This is a genomic window from Neobacillus sp. S1115, assembly GCF_055385565.1.
The window spans coordinates 239,911-258,850 of sequence record NZ_AP038275.1 but is presented as its reverse complement, the minus strand read 5'-3'; the positions used below and the strand labels follow the sequence as shown (position 1 = coordinate 258,850).

The 18,940-nt window shown below is 43.5% G+C and carries 17 protein-coding genes, 2 tRNA genes and 2 rRNA genes; 4 read left to right on the top strand and 17 right to left on the bottom strand.

The genetic code is table 11. From position 1 onward, the window contains the following. Positions 1-211: 211 nt before the first annotated feature. Positions 212-1,186: an L-lactate dehydrogenase gene (locus ACZ5B7_RS01455; RefSeq protein ID WP_464492339.1), complete on the top strand. Its 975-nt coding sequence runs from the start codon at positions 212-214 to the stop codon at positions 1,184-1,186. 55 nt (positions 1,187-1,241) lie between these two features. On the opposite strand, the gene ACZ5B7_RS01450 is transcribed toward ACZ5B7_RS01455, so the two are convergent. The 3 genes from ACZ5B7_RS01450 to groES all read right to left on the bottom strand — a co-directional run bounded on the left by ACZ5B7_RS01450 (position 1,242) and on the right by groES (position 3,799). After that, positions 1,242-1,682, bottom strand: coding sequence for a hypothetical protein (locus ACZ5B7_RS01450; protein ID WP_464492338.1), 441 nt, complete (start codon positions 1,680-1,682; stop codon positions 1,242-1,244). Between the two features lie 152 nt (positions 1,683-1,834). Further along, positions 1,835-3,469, bottom strand: a complete 1,635-nt coding sequence (groL, locus tag ACZ5B7_RS01445) for a chaperonin GroEL (RefSeq protein ID WP_464492337.1) — start codon at positions 3,467-3,469, stop codon at positions 1,835-1,837. A 42-nt stretch (positions 3,470-3,511) separates the two neighbouring features. Continuing rightward, positions 3,512-3,799 (bottom strand): co-chaperone GroES, encoded by a 288-nt coding sequence (gene groES, locus ACZ5B7_RS01440; protein ID WP_464492336.1) that lies wholly within the window; start codon positions 3,797-3,799, stop codon positions 3,512-3,514. 301 nt (positions 3,800-4,100) lie between these two features. On the opposite strand from groES, the gene ACZ5B7_RS01435 reads away from it, so the two are divergent. After that, entirely contained in the window at positions 4,101-4,823 is a 723-nt protein-coding gene (locus ACZ5B7_RS01435) for a lysostaphin resistance A-like protein (RefSeq protein WP_464492335.1), read from the top strand. Then, positions 4,820-5,023 carry a YdiK family protein gene (locus tag ACZ5B7_RS01430; protein WP_213121189.1) on the top strand — a complete coding sequence of 68 codons (204 nt, stop codon included), beginning with the start codon at positions 4,820-4,822 and terminating at the stop codon, positions 5,021-5,023. Before ACZ5B7_RS01435 ends, ACZ5B7_RS01430 begins: the two co-directional genes overlap by 4 nt. Positions 5,024-5,437: 414 nt before the next feature. Here ACZ5B7_RS01430 and ACZ5B7_RS01425 read toward each other — a convergent pair whose 3' ends face one another. From ACZ5B7_RS01425 to moaC, 6 genes are all read right to left on the bottom strand, one after another. Beyond that, positions 5,438-6,313, bottom strand: a complete 876-nt coding sequence (locus ACZ5B7_RS01425; RefSeq protein WP_464494408.1) for an IS3 family transposase — start codon at positions 6,311-6,313, stop codon at positions 5,438-5,440. 11 nt (positions 6,314-6,324) lie between these two features. Then, positions 6,325-6,618, bottom strand: coding sequence for a transposase (locus ACZ5B7_RS01420; RefSeq protein ID WP_213140605.1), 294 nt, complete (start codon positions 6,616-6,618; stop codon positions 6,325-6,327). A gap of 163 nt (positions 6,619-6,781) precedes the next feature. Then, positions 6,782-8,395, bottom strand: a complete 1,614-nt coding sequence (locus ACZ5B7_RS01415; protein WP_464492334.1) for an acyl-CoA dehydrogenase family protein — start codon at positions 8,393-8,395, stop codon at positions 6,782-6,784. A gap of 126 nt (positions 8,396-8,521) precedes the next feature. Further along, positions 8,522-8,947 carry a DUF4395 domain-containing protein gene (locus ACZ5B7_RS01410; RefSeq protein WP_464492333.1) on the bottom strand — a complete coding sequence of 142 codons (426 nt, stop codon included), beginning with the start codon at positions 8,945-8,947 and terminating at the stop codon, positions 8,522-8,524. 152 nt (positions 8,948-9,099) lie between these two features. Next, a complete protein-coding gene (locus ACZ5B7_RS01405; protein WP_464492332.1) occupies positions 9,100-9,753 on the bottom strand; it encodes a redox-sensing transcriptional repressor Rex in 654 nt (217 codons plus the stop codon). A 32-nt stretch (positions 9,754-9,785) separates the two neighbouring features. After that, a complete protein-coding gene (moaC, locus tag ACZ5B7_RS01400) occupies positions 9,786-10,274 on the bottom strand; it encodes a cyclic pyranopterin monophosphate synthase MoaC (protein ID WP_464492331.1) in 489 nt (162 codons plus the stop codon). A gap of 162 nt (positions 10,275-10,436) precedes the next feature. On the opposite strand from moaC, the gene ACZ5B7_RS01395 reads away from it, so the two are divergent. Then, a complete protein-coding gene (locus ACZ5B7_RS01395) occupies positions 10,437-12,356 on the top strand; it encodes an ABC-F family ATP-binding cassette domain-containing protein (protein ID WP_464492330.1) in 1,920 nt (639 codons plus the stop codon). A gap of 436 nt (positions 12,357-12,792) precedes the next feature. Here the strand turns inward: ACZ5B7_RS01395 and tsaD are convergent, their stop codons facing one another. The 8 genes from tsaD to ACZ5B7_RS01355 form a co-directional block, all read right to left on the bottom strand. Beyond that, positions 12,793-13,818: a tRNA (adenosine(37)-N6)-threonylcarbamoyltransferase complex transferase subunit TsaD gene (gene tsaD / locus ACZ5B7_RS01390; RefSeq protein WP_464492329.1), complete on the bottom strand. Its 1,026-nt coding sequence runs from the start codon at positions 13,816-13,818 to the stop codon at positions 12,793-12,795. Further along, a complete protein-coding gene (gene rimI / locus ACZ5B7_RS01385) occupies positions 13,815-14,264 on the bottom strand; it encodes a ribosomal protein S18-alanine N-acetyltransferase (protein WP_213148376.1) in 450 nt (149 codons plus the stop codon). The genes tsaD and rimI overlap by 4 nt, the downstream gene beginning before the upstream one ends. 18 nt (positions 14,265-14,282) lie before the next feature. Next, on the bottom strand, positions 14,283-14,984 hold the full coding sequence (tsaB, locus tag ACZ5B7_RS01380) for a tRNA (adenosine(37)-N6)-threonylcarbamoyltransferase complex dimerization subunit type 1 TsaB (protein ID WP_464492328.1): 702 nt from the start codon (positions 14,982-14,984) through the stop codon (positions 14,283-14,285). Continuing rightward, complete coding sequence (gene tsaE / locus ACZ5B7_RS01375) at positions 14,981-15,436, bottom strand: tRNA (adenosine(37)-N6)-threonylcarbamoyltransferase complex ATPase subunit type 1 TsaE (RefSeq protein ID WP_464494411.1); 456 nt, start codon at positions 15,434-15,436, stop codon at positions 14,981-14,983. The genes tsaB and tsaE overlap by 4 nt, the downstream gene beginning before the upstream one ends. Positions 15,437-15,598: 162 nt before the next feature. Next, a tRNA-Asp gene (locus ACZ5B7_RS01370) sits at positions 15,599-15,675 on the bottom strand. A gap of 3 nt (positions 15,676-15,678) precedes the next feature. After that, a tRNA-Met gene (locus ACZ5B7_RS01365) sits at positions 15,679-15,752 on the bottom strand. Positions 15,753-15,781: 29 nt separating this feature from the next. Beyond that, positions 15,782-15,898 (bottom strand): 5S ribosomal RNA (gene rrf / locus ACZ5B7_RS01360). Positions 15,899-15,985: 87 nt separating this feature from the next. After that, positions 15,986-18,920, bottom strand: a 23S ribosomal RNA gene (locus ACZ5B7_RS01355). Between the last annotated feature and the right edge of the window lie 20 nt (positions 18,921-18,940).

Sequence of the window (18,940 nt, the reverse complement as noted above, 5' to 3'; positions counted from 1 at the left end):
AAATGGGGTTATCTCTTTAATCAACGGCAAATTATCCTAATTTTTCATAGTCCTATTTTCTTGGTTTTTTTTATTTTATTTTCAAAAGAAATTTACAAACAAAAATATGTATTGATCGATATGAGGAAGGAGTTAGTAAATTGACAAAAAATAAAAATTATTTTCCCTATTGTGATAAAATGTTTACATTGATTGTTTAGGAGGTTAACCAATGAAAAGAAATAAGTTAGTTGTAGTAGGAGTGGGCCATGTCGGCTCTTATGTTCTCGCAGATGCCATGAAATTAGGATTATTTGCGGAAATTGCAGTCATTGATATCGATAAGGATGTTGCTTTTGGCGAAGCGCTTGACCAAGCGCACGCAACCTCTCTTACCTATATGTCGAACACAACGGTCCGTTCCGGTGATTATTCCGAATGTGCCGATGCGGACGTGATTATCTGCGCTGCCGGCCCGAGCATGCTGAAAAGCGAAGATGATAAGATGCCGGACAGAGCCCAATTGGCAGCTGTTAATGCAGAGGTCATTCGTGAAGTCATGACGGGAATTACGAAATATACAAAAGACGCGATCATTATTTTGATTACAAATCCGTTAGATACTATGGTCTACATAGCAGAAAATGAATTCGGTTATCCGAAGGGGCGGGTATTTGGAACCGGCACGATGCTTGATTCCGCCCGCCTTCGTAAAATCATTGCCGACAATTATGACATCGATCCAAAAAGCGTAACAGGTTATATGATGGGCGAACACGGCCATACCGCTTTCCCTGTGTTAAGCCGCTTAAATGTGCAGGGCTTTGGCGAAAAAGAATTAGACCAAGTTTTTCAAGGTAAAGAACCATTAAGTCGTGAGAAAGTTAAGCAGCAGGTGGTAAAGGCAGCCTTTGATGTGTTAAATGGTAAAGGGTGGACCAATGCCGGTGTTGCCCAGGCCGCAGTTACACTAGCTAAGGCGGTTATGCTGGATGAACGCAGTGTGTATCCTGTTTGCACAACCTTACACGGACAATATGGCTATGATGGCGATGTTGCCTTAAGTATGCCATGCATCGTCGGCAGAAATGGTGTGGAGCAGCAATTGGAAATTTCAATTGATTCTCAAGAAATGGAATGGCTGCATCAATCGGCTGAGTATATTAAAGAGGCGATGAAAGTAGCAAAGACAGGTAAGAATTCGTAATAACAACAACAAAACCACTTCCTAATTAGCTATAGGAAGTGGTTTTTGCAATTGATTATTTAGTATAGTAACGTTTTCTTTGTTTTTCCTTTGAAGCGGCATTATAATTATTTAATTTTGTAAAACGTTTCTTCTTTTTTACGTACTTTTCATTAAGTACAACCACTTTCCGGTTTTCTGTGGTCATGTATTTTCGGTAAATTGATCTATATTTTTCAACTCCGAAATGACCTAATATATAAATTGGGAGGATCATGCATACGTGGATGACCAATTGCAAAATTAAGCCAAATTCAGTCCCAAGGACGTATTTAGTCATTACAGCATGGGCCAAAAGAGAAGCCATTAAAATGATTACTACATTACAAATATGGAAAGGGACAGTATCTGTCTTTTCATGTAATACCCGCTCTAGTTCGGACTTAATATAAAGAGTTGTAAATACTGAGATCACAATCACGAACAGGGAAACAAAGTATGTAAGAATAGTGTACATTTTTTCCGATCCCCCCACTCTCATGTTTTGAAACAAATAATTATATATTCATTTTAACACAAGAAATGGAAAAAGAAGCTTCCCACAAGTTTATTCAACTTATGAAAAGCTTCCGATTTGACGTTTATAAACCCTAGATATTGGGGCTGATATTACATCATGCCGCCCATTCCACCCATTCCGCCCATGTCAGGCATACCCATGCCTGCACCAGCTGGTTCTGGCTTATCAGCAACAACTGCTTCAGTTGTTAAGAACATAGCAGCAACAGAGGCAGCGTTTTGAAGAGCTGAACGAGTAACTTTAGTTGGGTCAACGATACCAGCATCGATCATGTTTACCCATTGGCCGCTAGCAGCGTTGAAGCCTGTACCTACTTCTTCATGCTTTAAGCGCTCAACGATAACAGATCCTTCAAGACCAGCGTTAGTAGCGATTGTGCGGACTGGCTCTTCCATCGCACGTAAAACGATGTTGATACCTGTTTGCTCGTCGCCTTCAGCTTGAAGCTCAGCCACTTTGCTGTATACGTTAAGAAGGGCAACACCACCACCGGATACGATACCTTCTTCAACTGCAGCACGAGTTGCGTTTAATGCGTCTTCGATACGAAGCTTACGCTCTTTTAATTCTGTTTCAGTTGCAGCACCAACTTTGATAACTGCTACACCGCCAGCCAATTTAGCAAGACGCTCTTGTAATTTTTCCTTGTCGAATTCAGAAGTAGTTTCTTCTAATTGAACGCGGATTTGGTTTACGCGGGCTTGGATTGCTTCAGTGCTTCCTGCACCTTCAACAATTGTTGTGTTTTCTTTTGTGACAACGATTTTAGCAGCGCGTCCTAAAGAAGCAATTGTAGCAGACTTAAGGTCACGGCCAAGCTCTTCAGTGATCACTTCAGCACCAGTTAGAGCAGCGATATCTTCAAGCATTGCCTTACGGCGGTCACCAAAGCCTGGAGCTTTAACAGCAACAGCATTGAATGTTCCGCGAAGCTTGTTCAGTACTAAAGTTGCAAGTGCTTCACCTTCAACATCTTCAGCAATCAGCAATAATGGCTTGCCTTGCTGTACCACTTGCTCAAGAACAGGCAGGATTTCTTGAATGCTTGTAATCTTCTTATCAGTGATTAATACAAATGGATTGTCTAAGATAGCTTCCATTTTGTCAGTATTTGTTACCATGTATGGAGAAGCATAGCCACGGTCAAATTGCATACCTTCAACTACATCCAATTCAGTAGTGAAGCCTTTAGATTCTTCGATTGTAATAACGCCGTCGTTGCCTACGCGCTCCATTGCTTCAGCGATTAATTGGCCAACTTCTTTGTCATCAGAAGAAATAGCGGCAACTTGAGCGATAGACTCTTTGCCTTCAATTGGTTTAGAAATAGCTTTAAGCTCTGCTACAGCAGCAGTAACTGCCTTTTCGATACCTTTACGGATGCCCATTGGGTTAGCGCCTGCAGTTACGTTCTTTAAGCCTTCGCGAATCATCGCTTGAGCAAGAACTGTTGCAGTTGTTGTACCGTCACCGGCAACATCGTTTGTTTTGCTGGCTACTTCAGCAACAAGCTTTGCACCCATGTTTTCAAATGCATCTTCTAATTCGATTTCTTTTGCAATCGTTACACCGTCATTTGTGATTAATGGTGAACCGAATTTTTTCTCAAGAACCACGTTGCGTCCTTTAGGTCCAAGAGTAACTTTAACTGCATCTGCAAGTGTATCAACACCGCGAAGCATTGCGCGGCGAGCGTCTTCACTAAACTTAATCTCTTTAGCCATTGTTAAAAAACCTCCTCTTATAATTAAAGCTAGTTATTTTTCTTATTCTCCAACTACAGCAAGGATGTCGCTTTCACGTAAAATTAAGTATTCAGTACCTTGGTATTTCACTTCAGTACCAGCGTATTTTGAGAAGATGATGCGATCGCCTACAGAAACTTCAACAGCTACGCGCTCGCCATTGTCAAGCACACGGCCAGTACCTACAGCTACAACTTTTCCTTCCTGAGGCTTTTCCTTTGCTGTATCCGGTAATACGATACCGCTTGCAGTTTTTTCTTCTGATTCAACGAGTTCGATGATGATGCGATCACCTAATGGTCTTAACATTCAAACAACCTCCTCAAATATGTGTTATTCGGTCATTTATTAGCACTCGACTATGATGAGTGCTAACACAATTATTATAATAATCAATCTAAAAATCTTTTGCAAGTCTGATGCATAAAATTTATTAAAAAAAGTTACCCTTTTTTTCCACCTTATAAAGTATGGATAAAATCCATATTTCTATTCAATCTTTTCAAAGCAGGCATTATAAATTGAAACTAATTTGTTATTAAAGGTAGAATGAAGAATAGTGATTGATTACATTTCGATTGGAAAAAATAGATGGAAAAGGAGTTTTGATTTGAAAAAGGAATACTGGATTGTCCTTATTGTTTATATTGCCATGCAGCTTTCCAGCTTTGCTGGGATTCCTGCATTTATGTTTGGATTTCGCCTTTTTGGATGGAGGCAGGAATTTGTGGTACCGGTTTGGCTGATCACAAGTTTCACCCTTGCCTTTCTCATCATTCTTGTTATCCTAAGAAAAGAAATGAAGCCTGAGGTCCATAGTGAGAGAAACACTTCAATCGGACATTCGATAAAGTGGGCGATTTTAGGGGTTTTCCTTGCCCTTTTTGCCCAATATACGGCTGCCATCATTGAGCGCCTTATTGGGATTGAATTGGGCTCTAAAAATACACAGGAAATCCTCACGATCATTAATGCCTTTCCCTTGGCCATTCTTGTAACGAGTATTATCGGCCCTATTTTAGAAGAAATTGTGTTTCGAAAAATTATCTTTGGGGCTTTTTATAAACGGTTTAATTTCTTTATTTCTGCCCTAATCAGCTCGGTGGTCTTTGCGCTTGTCCATATGGAGCCTGAGCATCTGCTTATTTACTCGGCGATGGGCTTTACCTTTGCTTTTCTTTATGTAAAAACCAAACGCATCCTGGTGCCGATTTTCGCCCATGTATCCATGAACACGATGGTCGTCCTTGTTCAGTCGGTCTATAAGGACGACATTGAGCGGCTGATCCGTGAGGCAGAGGCAGTTCAAAACTTTATCGGAGGATTTCTATGAGACGTTCACCTTTGTTTTCCGGTTTGATTTATTTAATACTTGGTGCCCTGTTCACCTATTTTGCTATCGATGATGTCCAAAACAATGGCTGGGGCTTCTTCAGCTACCTTTTGGTCATCCTCGCAACCTTTGATTTTGGGTCAGCCTTAAAGATGATTGCAATTCATTTTAAGTACAGGGATAAAATGAATAAACAATGATGTCTTTATTTTTGATTGGACCAATGAAAGCCATTTTCCTTTCTGAATCCACTTAAAAAGTCCTTCATTCGGCTAATGAAGGACTTTTCCCTTTCAGCTTTCACTCTTAATGTTCTTCATCCCGCCTATCAAGGACATTTCCCTTTCCGAATTCACTCAAATTGTCTTTGATACCGCCTATCAAGGACATTTCCCTTCCCAATTTCACTCAAATTGTCTTTGATACCGCCTATCAAGGACATTTCCACTCCTGATTTCACTCAAATTGTCCTTGATTGGTCTTCTGTCAAGAAAGTGGACAGTAAAATTTAAGACTTTTAGAAACCAAACCACTACCGCACTTCGTTTGGTACGGTATTAGAAATGATCAGTCGAAAAGCATGACTGCTCATTTCCTAACACCAAATGGCTATATTATGAGGTATATGCAACTTCATCTTGCCGGTGGTTTCTCTCGAATTGATTCGGTGAATTGTGCCCTAAAGTAGAGTGTTTTCGTTTTTCATTATAAAAACTATTTAAATAATGATTAATGGCTTTTACGGCTTCAGCCCTGGTCTTAAAGCGTCTTCTGTAGATCAAGTCTTTCTTGATTGTGGCATGAAAAGACTCAATACATGCATTGTCGTAAGGATCGCCCTTTCTGCTCATACTGATATGCATGTTTTTCCCTTTCAGGATGTCGATATAATCATTTGAACAATACTGGGACCCACGGTCCGAATGATGGATTAACCCTTCACTAGGCTGCCTTGTAACAATCGCCATATTTAATGCTTGTATGGATAGCTCCTTTTTCATATGTGAAGCCATACTCCAGCCTACGATTTTTCTTGAGAATAGATCCATAACGGATGATAAATAAACCCAGCCTTCAAGCGTCCAAATGTACGTAATGTCAGTTACCCATGCTCGGTTGGGCTTTTCAACATTAAATTGGCGATTAAGCAGGTTAGGATAAATGTGTAAATCATGATTTGAATTAGTAGTAATGACAAACTTTTCTTTTGGTGTGGCTGTTAAACCCATCTCTTTCATCATACGTGCAACCGTCTTTTGAGAAATGGTATAACCCCACTCCACCAAGTCGGCATGGACCCTGGGGCTCCCATACGTACCATAGCTCTCGTGAAATGATTTACTTATTTTTTGCTTGATTTCTTTACGGTAGGCATCTTTCTCAGATTGAGGTTTATTCTGGATCCTTAGCCATTTATAATAGCCACTTGATGATACTTTAAGAACTTTGCACATCTTCGCCACAGCGTGCTCATCAGAGTGGGCTTGAATGAACGTATAAATTACGCTTGGTTTTTCGTGAAGATGTGCATGGCCTTTTTTAGAATTTCGTTTTCCTCTTTCAATTTTTGTATCTCTTTCTCGTGTTGCTTTTTCAGTTTTTCAAGTTCTGTGGGTGTAAGATAGTTTTCTCCAGCTTTCCCAGCACTTGTTTTAGTCCTGTAAGCTGCCACCCATCGACTAACAGTTTTAGGGGAGATCTCGAGTTCAAAAGCTACCTGGGAGGCTTTTTTCCCCTCCTCAACGATTAACTTTGCAACATATTCTTTATACTCTTGAGAATGATGTTTACCCATGTGAACACGTCCTTTTAAATGATGATTGTATTATAATCTAAATCTCATTTTTACGTGTCCACTTTTTAGACTAACCTCATGATACCTCCTATCAAGGACATTTCCACCCCCAATTTCACTCAAATTGTCCTTGATACCGTCTATAATGTTACGCCCCGCTCCATTAATTGACCTCTTTTAGAGCTATCAGCTGGTAAGCCTTAAAGAAGGAGTCACAGAACGCATCCCATTCTTCCGCGGCTTCCATCGATGCTTCACTTACTTCTCCTAAAACAGGTCTTTGCAGCAAGTCCTCTAGTTGGTCCGTAAACTTTTTAATCGTCTCTGAATCGGCTCCCTCAAGAACGCTTGCCACAAACTCGGCAGGTGAATACCAATCAGAAACCCTGCCCAAATCGCGGTAAATTTGCGTTAACAGCAGATTACGCGGTCCCTCCCACTGTTCGTTTACGACCACATCGCGGAAGATACGCGGCAGCGACGAAAATTCCTCCATTACTCCATGGCCGGCAAACACGGAGATAGCCTCCCGTAAAATTTCCGCTCCCTCATTCGTTGCACAGATTTTCTGCAGCAAGACAAGTTCACGCAGATTAAATAACTTTTTCCTAACTTCAATTGGATGGTCCGATTTAATTCCTGGATTAAGCGGCTTATCCAACTGCAAGAAAAGATTATAGATTTTGAATGCCCCCGCCGTCGTTCGCTCAGCGGCATGCTGGATTCGTTTCAACTTGCTTGCTGCGAGTGGATAGTCTTTTACCTTCTTCCCAAAAACACTTCGGAAATCACTGTACAAATTTGCCTCCCGAGAGGCCCTCAGCATAAACCCAGCACAGGCAATCCCAATTTCCAACCGCGACAAGGTCAATACAATTCCGACTGCAACTGCAATCCCCTTATCCTTTGGACCGATTGGATAGGCACGCGCCCCCTTATATTGAATCTCCCCAGTTGGCAGCTCGGCTGTTCCCAGCTTCCATTTGATCCGATTAATCTCGTACCCGTTGCGTTTCTCCTTCTCCTTATCCCCCGGAAGCCAGGATGGTACGATAAATGTCGAAACTTTGTCAGTTCCCGATATTTTTGCCGTCACCACAGAATAATCGGCATGAGCCGCAGAACAGAAAAACTTATTCCCATACAAACGATAACACTTGCCTTCCGGAACCGCCTCCAAAACATTAGCCGGCAAATCAGAACCACCCTGGATTTCTGTCATAAATTGAGCGCCAATGGCAAATTCGCCGTTTAGCCCTTCTTTTGTATGATGTAATATATCTTGAAGTTCTGGATATTCTTCATCCGGAAATTGGTCAAGCAAAGCCACTAAACCATGTGTACATGTCAGCGGACAGGTCACTCCTGCCTCACCCAGCTGATGGATCAGCATTCTTTTCACAAAGCTTTCCCAAGGTGTCATGTTACTGGAAAAAAGACCTTCTCCGAAAATTTCATTCTCTAATTGATGAACTTCTTGAGGACGAACAATCCGGTCAATCCGATGATTAAAAGCATCAAAGTGAAGCATATAGGGGCGGACTTCCGGTCTGGCAATTCTTTCGGCTAACCGGTTCCATTTTGCAGATACTATTGGTGAAAAGGATAATAGTTTTTCGTGGATTTGGCTGTGCTGAGAACCCGTAAATTTCTTGACCACTTTTTGTAAAAACGGTTCATCACGGTACCAATCAAGGTTGTCACGTTTTTCGAGAAATTCATCAAAGCTGTAAGAATTTTTTCCTCTTGCTTCTGTCTCTTGGGAAACAAGCTTCATAAAAACGCCACTCTCCTCATGAATGATAATTCATAATTTTCAATTTAATTTTAAATGTAAGGATATGGAAGCGTCAAATATAAGCAGAAAAACAAAAAAAGAGGCTGAATAATTCAGACCTCTCCTTTATTGGTGCGCCCTTCTATAACGGTATTGGTTCCACTGAAAATGAATAAAGCATCCGATGCAAAAACCTAGAATTGCCACAAAGGCAGCCACCGCGACAAGAATCGTGAACACATAGCCAACACCATTCCATCCCAGCAGGAATCCTACAAATCCAATTCCCAAACACGATACGGCAATTTTTTGATTAAATTGCTGCTGCTCCCAATCCTCAGGGATATAAGCCTTTGGGTCCTTTCTTAAAAATAGTTTTGCTATTTGCATAATCGGATTAAATTCGAATAAAAGACCAGACATACCGGCAACAAATGGTACTAACAAAAACCATTCCTGTCCGGATAACCATGTTAACACAACACTTAAAACAATTGTCCACTGGTTTGTTTTCACGAGCGGACGTGGGATTGAACGAACTGTTTCTGTCATTTTAATCCCAACCTTTCCTATTGGATTACAATAATTACTTGTGTAATCATTTTACCCGCTTCAACTCCTTTTGTATAGTGATCTGTTTAGGAAAAATGTTTCAAAACGAAAAATGGGCCTCTCACCATTTTGGCGAGAAGCCCATTGATTATTTATTCTTCTACTTCGTCGTTTGGATAATGCTTTAAAAAGTAAACAAGTGATTGCAGCTCCACCGCCAGGTCAATATGATGCACGCGGATCGATGAAGGTACATTCAGTCTCGCTGGTGTAAAGTTTAAAATCCCTTTTACATTCGTTTTCACAAGCTTATCTGTAATCTGCTGTGCAACCGGGGCCGGCACCGTCAAAATCGCCACCGAAATATTTTCATCGATCAAATACTGTTCTATATCGTCCATCGAATAAACGGGAACATCGCCTATCGAACCGCCAATTTTTCCGGGGTCCACATCGAAGGCGCAAGCGATTTTTGTATTATTATTTTTTAAAAAATTGTAGTGTAAAAAGGCTGTGCCGAGATTACCCACCCCGATTAACGCTACCTTTGTTAATTCATCTTGATCAAGTGTTTTCCGGAAAAACGATAACAAATAGTTTACGTTATAGCCGTACCCCTTTTTCCCAAGGGCCCCGAAATAAGAGAAATCCCTGCGAATAGTGGCCGAGTCCACCTTTACTGCTTCACTCAATTCTGCAGATGACACCCTCTGCTTGCCAGAAGAATGAAGGTTTTGTAAAAATCGATAATATAAGGGCAGACGCTTTGCTGTTGCCTGTGGTATTTTCATCGTTTCATTGGACATATTTCTCCCACCCTTCAATTTTAATGGATATATTAGATTTCTCTTCTAAAATCACCGTTTTTGCCGCCGGTTTTTTCCACCAGAAAGGTTGGTCCAATCACCATCCCTTTATCAACTGCCTTACACATATCATAGACGGTCAGGGCACAAACAGAGGCGGCTGTTAGCGCTTCCATCTCAACCCCCGTACTGCCTTTGGTTTTCACTGATGCAGCAATATGCAGTGTATATTGTTCCTGCCCGGCCTGCTCCCACGAAAAACTAATATTGATACCTGTTAATGGAATCGGGTGGCACATTGGAATGATATCCCATGTCTTTTTCGCTGCCATCACTGCAGCAACCTGGGCAACTGCTAAGACATCGCCCTTTTTCATTTCGTGGTTTGTGATTTTTTCATAAATTTCAGTGCTTACTGTTATGCTAGACTGGGCAATTGCCGTGCGTGCCGTTTCCGGCTTATCGCTGACATCGACCATCTTGGCCCGGCCTTCTTCATTAAAATGAGTAAATTCAGCCATAAAAAAATCCTCCTACAAAAAATAATACAATATTTTTATGTCCATGTGTGTGAAACTTTGAACTATCAGTATATTTTTTTATAATTCCATTAAAAATTTCACTTCATTGCCGACATTCGGGTAATACGGTAAACTAGTCGTAAGGTAATAGAGGTGAAAAAAATGATTTTATTACAGGTTAACCAATTACAAAAATATTATGGTGCTGAACTTATTTTATCGAATATAAAACTGGAATTACAAACCCGTGACCGTGTTGCCCTTGTCGGACGCAATGGAGCGGGGAAATCAACGTTATTGAAAATCATCGCCGGCGAAATGGGCTATGACGGCGGCGAAATCATCAAACCAAAGGATGTTACCGTTGGTTATTTGGCGCAAAATACGGGTTTGGAGTCCAATCTGTCCATTTGGGAGGAAATGCTGACGGTTTTTGAGAACCTGCAGGCGATGGAAAAATCGCTCCGGAAGCTGGAGAAGCAAATGGCCGATCCTGCTGTTTTCGGAGACCCAGGAAAATACGAACGGGTATTAAAGGAATATGATGAATTGCAAATAAAGTTTAAAGAGCAAGGCGGCTATCAGTATGAAGCCGATATCCGCTCTGTATTGCATGGGTTAAATTTTTCCGATACTACGTTAATGATTTCAAGTCTAAGCGGCGGACAAAAAACGCGTCTTGCGCTAGGCAAGCTATTGCTGACAAGACCTGATATTTTAATTTTGGACGAGCCAACCAACCACCTGGATATCGAAACCCTTTCCTGGCTGGAGCAATATCTGCAGGGCTATGATGGCGCGATTTTAATTGTTTCGCATGACCGCTATTTTTTGGATAAAGTGGTTACAGAGGTGTATGAACTATCACGCCGCCTGATTCAGCGATTTACCGGTAATTATAGCACTTATCTTGAGCAGAAAGCTGCCAATTATGAACGCGACATGAAGCTTTATGAAAAGCAGCAGGAGGAAATTGCCGCGTTAAAGGATTTCATCCAGCGCAACATCGCACGGGCCACTACTACTAAGAGAGCGCAAAGCCGTCGGAAGAAGCTTGAAAAGATGGAAGTCATGGACCGCCCATCAGGGGATGAAAAATCCGCTTCTTTCTCATTTGAAATTGAGCGGCAAAGCGGCAATGATGTACTGACTGTTGATTCTCTTGCTGTCGGCTATGATGGAGAGAAGGTTTCCGAGGATATTTCCTTTCGTGTGTATAAAGGCGACAGCATTGCCCTTGTCGGCCCTAACGGAATCGGGAAGTCGACCCTTTTAAAAACAATTATTAAAAAGCTTCCCGCTTTGGCTGGAACTATTCAATACGGAACCAATTTGTCCATCGGGTATTACGATCAAGAACAAGCCAACCTAACCTCCAATAAACGGGTCTTAAACGAACTATGGGATGAATATCCACTGAAACCGGAAAAGGAAATCCGTACGGTGCTTGGGAATTTCTTATTTTCCGGTGACGATGTGCTTAAAAACGTTTTGTCATTAAGCGGCGGCGAAAAAGCCCGCTTAGCCCTTGCCAAGCTAATGCTCGAGAAAGCAAATTTATTAATATTGGACGAACCTACCAACCATTTGGATTTGGACAGCAAGGAAGTACTTGAGAATGCCTTAATTGATTATCCAGGTACTATTTTGTTTGTCTCACACGACCGTTATTTTATTAACAGAATCGCAACCAAGGTACTAGAATTGAGCCCCACGGGCAGCACTGAATACCTCGGCGACTACGATTATTATGTGGATAAAAAGCTGGAGCAGGAGGAACTTACGGCACTCGCATTGGCTGCCTCCCAGAAGAAGGTTTCTGCTTTAGAGCCTGCTGAAAAAAACAGTTATCAACAGGATAAAGAAACGAAAAAACTGGAACGCCAGCGAAAACGCAAATTGGAAGAAATCGAGGAACGCATTTCGGAGCTTGAAGAAGAGATTCAGAATTATGAACAGCAATTATGCGAGCCAGAAGTTTTTCAGGACCATGAAAAGGTTTTAGAGATTAATTTAAAAAATGAAAAGGCTAAGACCGAGCTTGACGAATTAATGGAAGAATGGGCCGAGCTGGCAGAATAATGTGGATAACCGGACTGTTGGAGTCCGGTTTTTTGTTGTGCTTGTAATCCAAAAGGCCTAATTTTCCACAGAATTATTCACATTGTAAATGCCATTATTTCAGTTATCCAATTAACTTTTCCACATTATCCACAAAAAAATGTCGATTTATCCACATTATCAACATTACCCACTGAATTATCCACAAGTCATTTGAATTTTCCACTTTTTCAAAAAAATCTTATCCACAAAATTGCTATTTTTATATTAGCCAAGTTTAATCAAATGTTTGTTTAACTCTTAAAATGCCTATATTTTAAGCATTTGCCGTTTTCAATCAATCGTTTGATTAGTTTATTGCCCATATCAATTAAACGTTTGATTAGTTTATCAACCAAATCAATCAAACGTTTAATTAGATTTTTTTATTAAAAAAACCCTTCCTTGTTAGGAAAGGTCAGGTGTTATATGTTTCAATATCCAATCCAGGTATTGCGTTTAATGATAAGTCTCCTCTAATACCTTTTTCAAACATGACACTTCCAGCGGCAGCTATCATGGCTGCGTTGTCTGTGCATAAGGATAATGGAGGAATGACTAATTCAACATCCGCCTTATCTGAAAATGCCTTTTCCAGGGCTGCTCGAAGCCCCTTATTGGCCGCTACTCCTCCGGCCAATAATATTTGGTTGACACCATATTCTGCAACGGCCCTTACGGTCTTCGTCACCAATACGTCAATGACACTTTCCTGAAAGCTCGCGGCCAGATTCTCTGAAGCAATCGTCTCACCGCGCTGCTCGGCATTATGAACCGTATTAATGACCGCTGATTTTAAGCCGCTAAAGCTAAAATCATAGGAGCCTTCCTCCAGCCAGGCACGGGGCAAATCAATAGTCGGACTGCCTTCATGGGCCAAACGGTCAATATGCGGACCGCCTGGATATGGCAGATTCAACGTTCTCGCAACCTTATCATAGGCTTCACCCGCTGCGTCATCCCTTGTTTCGCCAATTACCTCAAATTGTCCATGCTCTTTCATGTAGACAAGCTCCGTATGGCCCCCTGAGACCACTAAAGCCAACAAAGGGAATTTCAGCTCTGTCACCAGCCTGTTTGCATAAATATGACCGGCAATATGATGGACGGGCACAAGCGGTTTATTATGAGCAAACGCGAGTGCTTTGGCGGCATTGACGCCAATTAATAGGGCACCCACCAGACCTGGCCCTTCCGTTACCGCAACGGCATCAATTTCAGCAAATGATAGATTCGCCTGCTTTAATGCCTCTTCTATCACGATCGTGATCTGTTCAACATGATGGCGTGAGGCAATTTCCGGAACGACCCCGCCAAACCGTTTATGACTTTCGATCTGCGAGGCAACCACATTGGCCGTTATCTCTCGGCCATTTTTGATAATCGCCACCGCCGTTTCATCACAGCTTGTTTCAATACCTAATATCAACTGATCTTTTTTCATAAATTCACCCACATTACCAGCGCATCCTCCAAATTATCTGAGTAATAATTTTTCCGGATTCCGCCATTTTGAAACCCTAGTTTGCGATAAAGAGACTGAGCGACATGATTCGTTACCCTTACCTCTAAGGTCATGCTTCTTGCACCCCTCTCACGGCAGACGGATATCAGCTTTCGCATCATCATCTCCCCAAGCTTTTTGCCGCGGTATTCAGGAAGAATCGCGACATTCGTCACATGACCTTCATCAATAACAACCCAAACTCCACAATAGCCAATAATTTTATTTTCATGTTCGAGGACGATATAAACAGCAAAGTTATTATTGTGCATCTCATTATAAAATGCTTCCCTGCTCCAAGGGGTTGTAAATGATGCATGCTCAACCTCTAATACTTGATCGATATCCTCTTCCCTCATATAGCGAAAAACATAAGAATCTTCCATCTTTCTCTATCCTTATCTTTATAAAGTTTTCCCTTGCGCCTCTAACCACTTTGCTTCCGCTTCTGCTAACCGAATGTAATTAGGGACAAAGGTGTGTACATCTTCCCCTTGTTTGTCTTTTCCCAGCATGGCCAGCTCGGACGGACGGGGATTGTTTTCTGTTATGCTTGAAAAAACGGCCTGAGTACCAAGTCTCTCTGTTATTCTTTCACGGTGAATTGACAGATCATTGCCGACAAATAGAACCGGTTTGTCCAATTCGGATAACTTTCCTGCCCAGTCAACCGCCATTGTTAATTGATCAGGCTCAATTACTTTTAGCTCTCCATTCTCGACTTGATACAGACCTGTATAAACCTGTCCCCGTCTCGCATCGAATATCGGGGAAATAAGCCCGTCAAAATATCGCCCGGGCCCTGCTGCCAGAATTTCAAGGCTTGATATTCCAACAAGTGGAATGTTTAAAGTCCATGCTAGCGTTTTTGCTATCGTAACGCCGATTCTAACGCCTGTATAAGATCCTGGGCCTTTGGCGACGACGATTTTTGTTAAGTCGGACGGCACCCTTTCACAATCCTTCATTAACGTCTGAATGGCAGGCATGATCCGGACAGAATGGTTCTTTTTCAAATTTGTTATGTACTCGCCAAGTACTTCTTTCTCTTCTAAAAGTGCTACTCCTAAGGCATAATTAGACGTATCAATTGCTAAAATGGTCATGCCAAAATCTCCTTACATAATTGCTCATACCGCTCACCTTTTGGTACCAATACCAATCTTCTATGGTCTTCCCGCTCGCGATATAAATAAATAGTCAGCAGTTCCCCTGGCAGCTGGTCTTCAATTAAATGAGCCCACTCAACCACTGAAACCCCATCGCCTTCAAAATATTCATCAAAGCCCAGGTCTTCCATGGAATCTGCTACCCGATAGACATCCATATGATATAATGGCAGCTTGCCTTTATATTCTTTAATAATCGTAAAAGTTGGACTGTTAACAGTTTTTTGTACATCTAAACCTTTTGCCAAGCCCTGGGTAAAGGTGGTTTTTCCTGCACCCAAATCACCCTCAAGTGCAATCACATCACCCGGCTGCAAAAGCTCAGCCAATCTTGCGGCAAAATGTCCAGTTTCCTCCGCATTAGCTGTGTTCCATTCAAATTGGTTCATAGCATCACCTTTTAACCTTACCATATCTATATCTTCATTTTACCTTAATTACGTGCAAAAAAAACCTTAGGAAGCCTCCTAAGGGTATAATTATATATGTATGAACAAAAATAGGCATAAAAAAAGCCGAAACATTGTTTCGTGCTTGTTTTTACGTATAAATGGCGGTCTGGACGGGACTCGAACCCGCGACCTCCTGCGTGACAGGCAGGCATTCTAACCAACTGAACTACCAGACCGAATTGCGGGGGCAGGATTTGAACCTGCGACCTTCGGGTTATGAGCCCGACGAGCTACCGGACTGCTCCACCCCGCGATAATAAAAAGTGTTTAATTTAATAAACAGCCTGGCAGCGTCCTACTCTCACAGGGACTTGCGTCCCAACTACCATCGGCGCTGAGAAGCTTAACTTCCGTGTTCGGGATGGGAACGGGTGTGACCTTCTCGCCATTACTACCAGACCTATTTATTTGGAGGTTTGATTCCCTCAAAACTAGATAATGCAGAAGAAGTTTAGTAAAAACGAGTTCACCTTACTTAATTATGACTTGGTTAAGTCCTCGATCGATTAGTATCAGTCAGCTCCACACGTCACCGCGCTTCCACCTCTGACCTATCAACCTGATCATCTTTCAGGGATCTTACTAGCTTGACGCTATGGGAAATCTCATCTCGAGGGGGGCTTCATGCTTAGATGCTTTCAGCACTTATCCCGTCCGCACATAGCTACCCAGCGATGCCTTTGGCAAGACAACTGGTACACCAGCGGTGCGTCCATCCCGGTCCTCTCGTACTAAGGACAGCTCCTCTCAAATTTCCTGCGCCCACGACGGATAGGGACCGAACTGTCTCACGACGTTCTGAACCCAGCTCGCGTACCGCTTTAATGGGCGAACAGCCCAACCCTTGGGACCGACTACAGCCCCAGGATGCGATGAGCCGACATCGAGGTGCCAAACCTCCCCGTCGATGTGGACTCTTGGGGGAGATAAGCCTGTTATCCCCAGGGTAGCTTTTATCCGTTGAGCGATGGCCCTTCCATGCGGAACCACCGGATCACTAAGCCCGACTTTCGTCCCTGCTCGACTTGTAGGTCTCGCAGTCAAGCTCCCTTGTGCCTTTACACTCTGCGAATGATTTCCAACCATTCTGAGGGAACCTTTGGGCGCCTCCGTTACACTTTAGGAGGCGACCGCCCCAGTCAAACTGCCCACCTGACACTGTCTCCCACCCCGATCAGGGGTGCGGGTTAGAATTTCAATACAGCCAGGGTAGTATCCCACCGACGCCTCCACCGAAGCTGGCGCTCCGGTTTCTCAGGCTCCTACCTATCCTGTACAAGCTGTACCAAAATTCAATATCAGGCTACAGTAAAGCTCCATGGGGTCTTTCCGTCCTGTCGCGGGTAACCTGCATCTTCACAGGTACTATAATTTCACCGAGTCTCTCGTTGAGACAGTGCCCAGATCGTTACGCCTTTCGTGCGGGTCGGAACTTACCCGACAAGGAATTTCGCTACCTTAGGACCGTTATAGTTACGGCCGCCGTTTACTGGGGCTTCGATTCAGAGCTTCGCTTGCGCTAACCCCTCCTCTTAACCTTCCAGCACCGGGCAGGCGTCAGCCCCTATACTTCGCCTTGCGGCTTTGCAGAGACCTGTGTTTTTGCTAAACAGTCGCCTGGGCCTATTCACTGCGGCTCTTCGGGGCTATTAACCCCAAAAAGCACCCCTTCTCCCGAAGTTACGGGGTCATTTTGCCGAGTTCCTTAACGAGAGTTCTCTCGCTCACCTTAGGATTCTCTCCTCGCCTACCTGTGTCGGTTTGCGGTACGGGCACCTTTTATCTCGCTAGAGGCTTTTCTTGGCAGTGTGGAATCAGGAACTTCGGTACTATAATTCCCTCGGCATCACAGCTCAGCCTTACGGTGAACGGATTTTCCTATTCACCAGCCTAACTGCTTGCACGCACATATCCAGCAGTGCGCTTACCCTATCCTCCTGCGTCCCCCCATCACTCAAACGATAAAGAGGTGGTACAGGAATATCAACCTGTTGTCCATCGCCTACGCCTTTCGGCCTCGGCTTAGGTCCCGACTAACCCTGAGCGGACGAGCCTTCCTCAGGAAACCTTAGGCATACGGTGGATGAGATTCTCACTCATCTTTCGCTACTCATACCGGCATTCTCACTTCTAAGCGCTCCACCAGTCCTTACGGTCTAGCTTCAACGCCCTTAGAACGCTCTCCTACCGCGGACACCACAAGGTGTCCACCCACAGCTTCGGTGATACGTTTAGCCCCGGTACATTTTCGGCGCAGAGTCACTCGACCAGTGAGCTATTACGCACTCTTTAAATGGTGGCTGCTTCTAAGCCAACATCCTGGTTGTCTAAGCAACTCCACATCCTTTTCCACTTAACGTATACTTTGGGACCTTAGCTGGTGGTCTGGGCTGTTTCCCTTTTGACTACGGATCTTATCACTCGCAGTCTGACTCCCACGGATAAGTCATTGGCATTCGGAGTTTGTCTGAATTCGGTAACCCGATGAGGGCCCCTAGTCCAAACAGTGCTCTACCTCCAAGACTCTAACTACGTGAGGCTAGCCCTAAAGCTATTTCGGAGAGAACCAGCTATCTCCAAGTTCGATTGGAATTTCTCCGCTACCCACACCTCATCCCCGCACTTTTCAACGTGCGTGGGTTCGGGCCTCCATCCAGTGTTACCTGGACTTCACCCTGGACATGGGTAGATCACCTGGTTTCGGGTCTACGACTACATACTAATTCGCCCTATTCAGACTCGCTTTCGCTGCGGCTCCGTCTCTTCAACTTAACCTCGCATGCAATCGTAACTCGCCGGTTCATTCTACAAAAGGCACGCCATCACCCATGAACGGGCTCTGACTACTTGTAGGCACACGGTTTCAGGATCTCTTTCACTCCCCTTCCGGGGTGCTTTTCACCTTTCCCTCACGGTACTGGTTCACTATCGGTCACTAGGGAGTATTTAGCCTTGGGAGATGGTCCTCCCTGCTTCCGACCGGATTTCACGTGTCCGGCCGTACTCAGGATCCACTCAGGAGGGAACGAAGTTTCGACTACAGGGCTTTTACCTTCTATGGCCGGCCTTTCCAGACCGCTTCATCTACCCCGTTCCTTTGTAACTCCATGTTGAGTGTCCTACAACCCCGAAAGGCAAGCCTTTCGGTTTGGGCTGTTCCCGTTTCGCTCGCCGCTACTCAGGGAATCGCGTTTGCTTTCTCTTCCTCCGGGTACTTAGATGTTTCAGTTCCCCGGGTCTGCCTTCAATACCCTATGTATTCAGGTAAAGATACTGCTCCATTACGAACAGTGGGTTTCCCCATTCGGAAATCTCCGGATCGGCGCTTACTTACAGCTCCCCGAAGCATATCGGTGTTAGTCCCGTCCTTCATCGGCTCCTAGTGCCAAGGCATTCACCGTGCGCCCTTTCTAACTTAACCTAAAAGGTTTTACTTACTCT

Excerpts from the sequence above, each read along its gene's own strand:
- ACZ5B7_RS01405 (WP_464492332.1), bottom strand. The coding sequence starts at position 9,753 with ATGTCCAATGAAACGATGAAAATACCACAGGCAACAGCAAAGCGTCTG.
- groL (WP_464492337.1), bottom strand. The coding sequence starts at position 3,469 with ATGGCTAAAGAGATTAAGTTTAGTGAAGACGCTCGCCGCGCAATGCTT.
- groES (WP_464492336.1), bottom strand. The coding sequence starts at position 3,799 with ATGTTAAGACCATTAGGTGATCGCATCATCATCGAACTCGTTGAATCA.
- ACZ5B7_RS01430 (WP_213121189.1), top strand. The coding sequence starts at position 4,820 with ATGAGACGTTCACCTTTGTTTTCCGGTTTGATTTATTTAATACTTGGT.
- ACZ5B7_RS01455 (WP_464492339.1), top strand. The coding sequence starts at position 212 with ATGAAAAGAAATAAGTTAGTTGTAGTAGGAGTGGGCCATGTCGGCTCT.
- tsaD (WP_464492329.1), bottom strand. The coding sequence starts at position 13,818 with ATGAAAAAAGATCAGTTGATATTAGGTATTGAAACAAGCTGTGATGAA.
- ACZ5B7_RS01420 (WP_213140605.1), bottom strand. The coding sequence starts at position 6,618 with ATGGGTAAACATCATTCTCAAGAGTATAAAGAATATGTTGCAAAGTTA.
- rimI (WP_213148376.1), bottom strand. The coding sequence starts at position 14,264 with ATGGAAGATTCTTATGTTTTTCGCTATATGAGGGAAGAGGATATCGAT.
- tsaB (WP_464492328.1), bottom strand. The coding sequence starts at position 14,984 with ATGACCATTTTAGCAATTGATACGTCTAATTATGCCTTAGGAGTAGCA.
- moaC (WP_464492331.1), bottom strand. The coding sequence starts at position 10,274 with ATGGCTGAATTTACTCATTTTAATGAAGAAGGCCGGGCCAAGATGGTC.
- ACZ5B7_RS01450 (WP_464492338.1), bottom strand. The coding sequence starts at position 1,682 with ATGTACACTATTCTTACATACTTTGTTTCCCTGTTCGTGATTGTGATC.
- ACZ5B7_RS01415 (WP_464492334.1), bottom strand. The coding sequence starts at position 8,395 with ATGAAGCTTGTTTCCCAAGAGACAGAAGCAAGAGGAAAAAATTCTTAC.
- ACZ5B7_RS01395 (WP_464492330.1), top strand. The coding sequence starts at position 10,437 with ATGATTTTATTACAGGTTAACCAATTACAAAAATATTATGGTGCTGAA.
- tsaE (WP_464494411.1), bottom strand. The coding sequence starts at position 15,436 with ATGAACCAATTTGAATGGAACACAGCTAATGCGGAGGAAACTGGACAT.
- ACZ5B7_RS01410 (WP_464492333.1), bottom strand. The coding sequence starts at position 8,947 with ATGACAGAAACAGTTCGTTCAATCCCACGTCCGCTCGTGAAAACAAAC.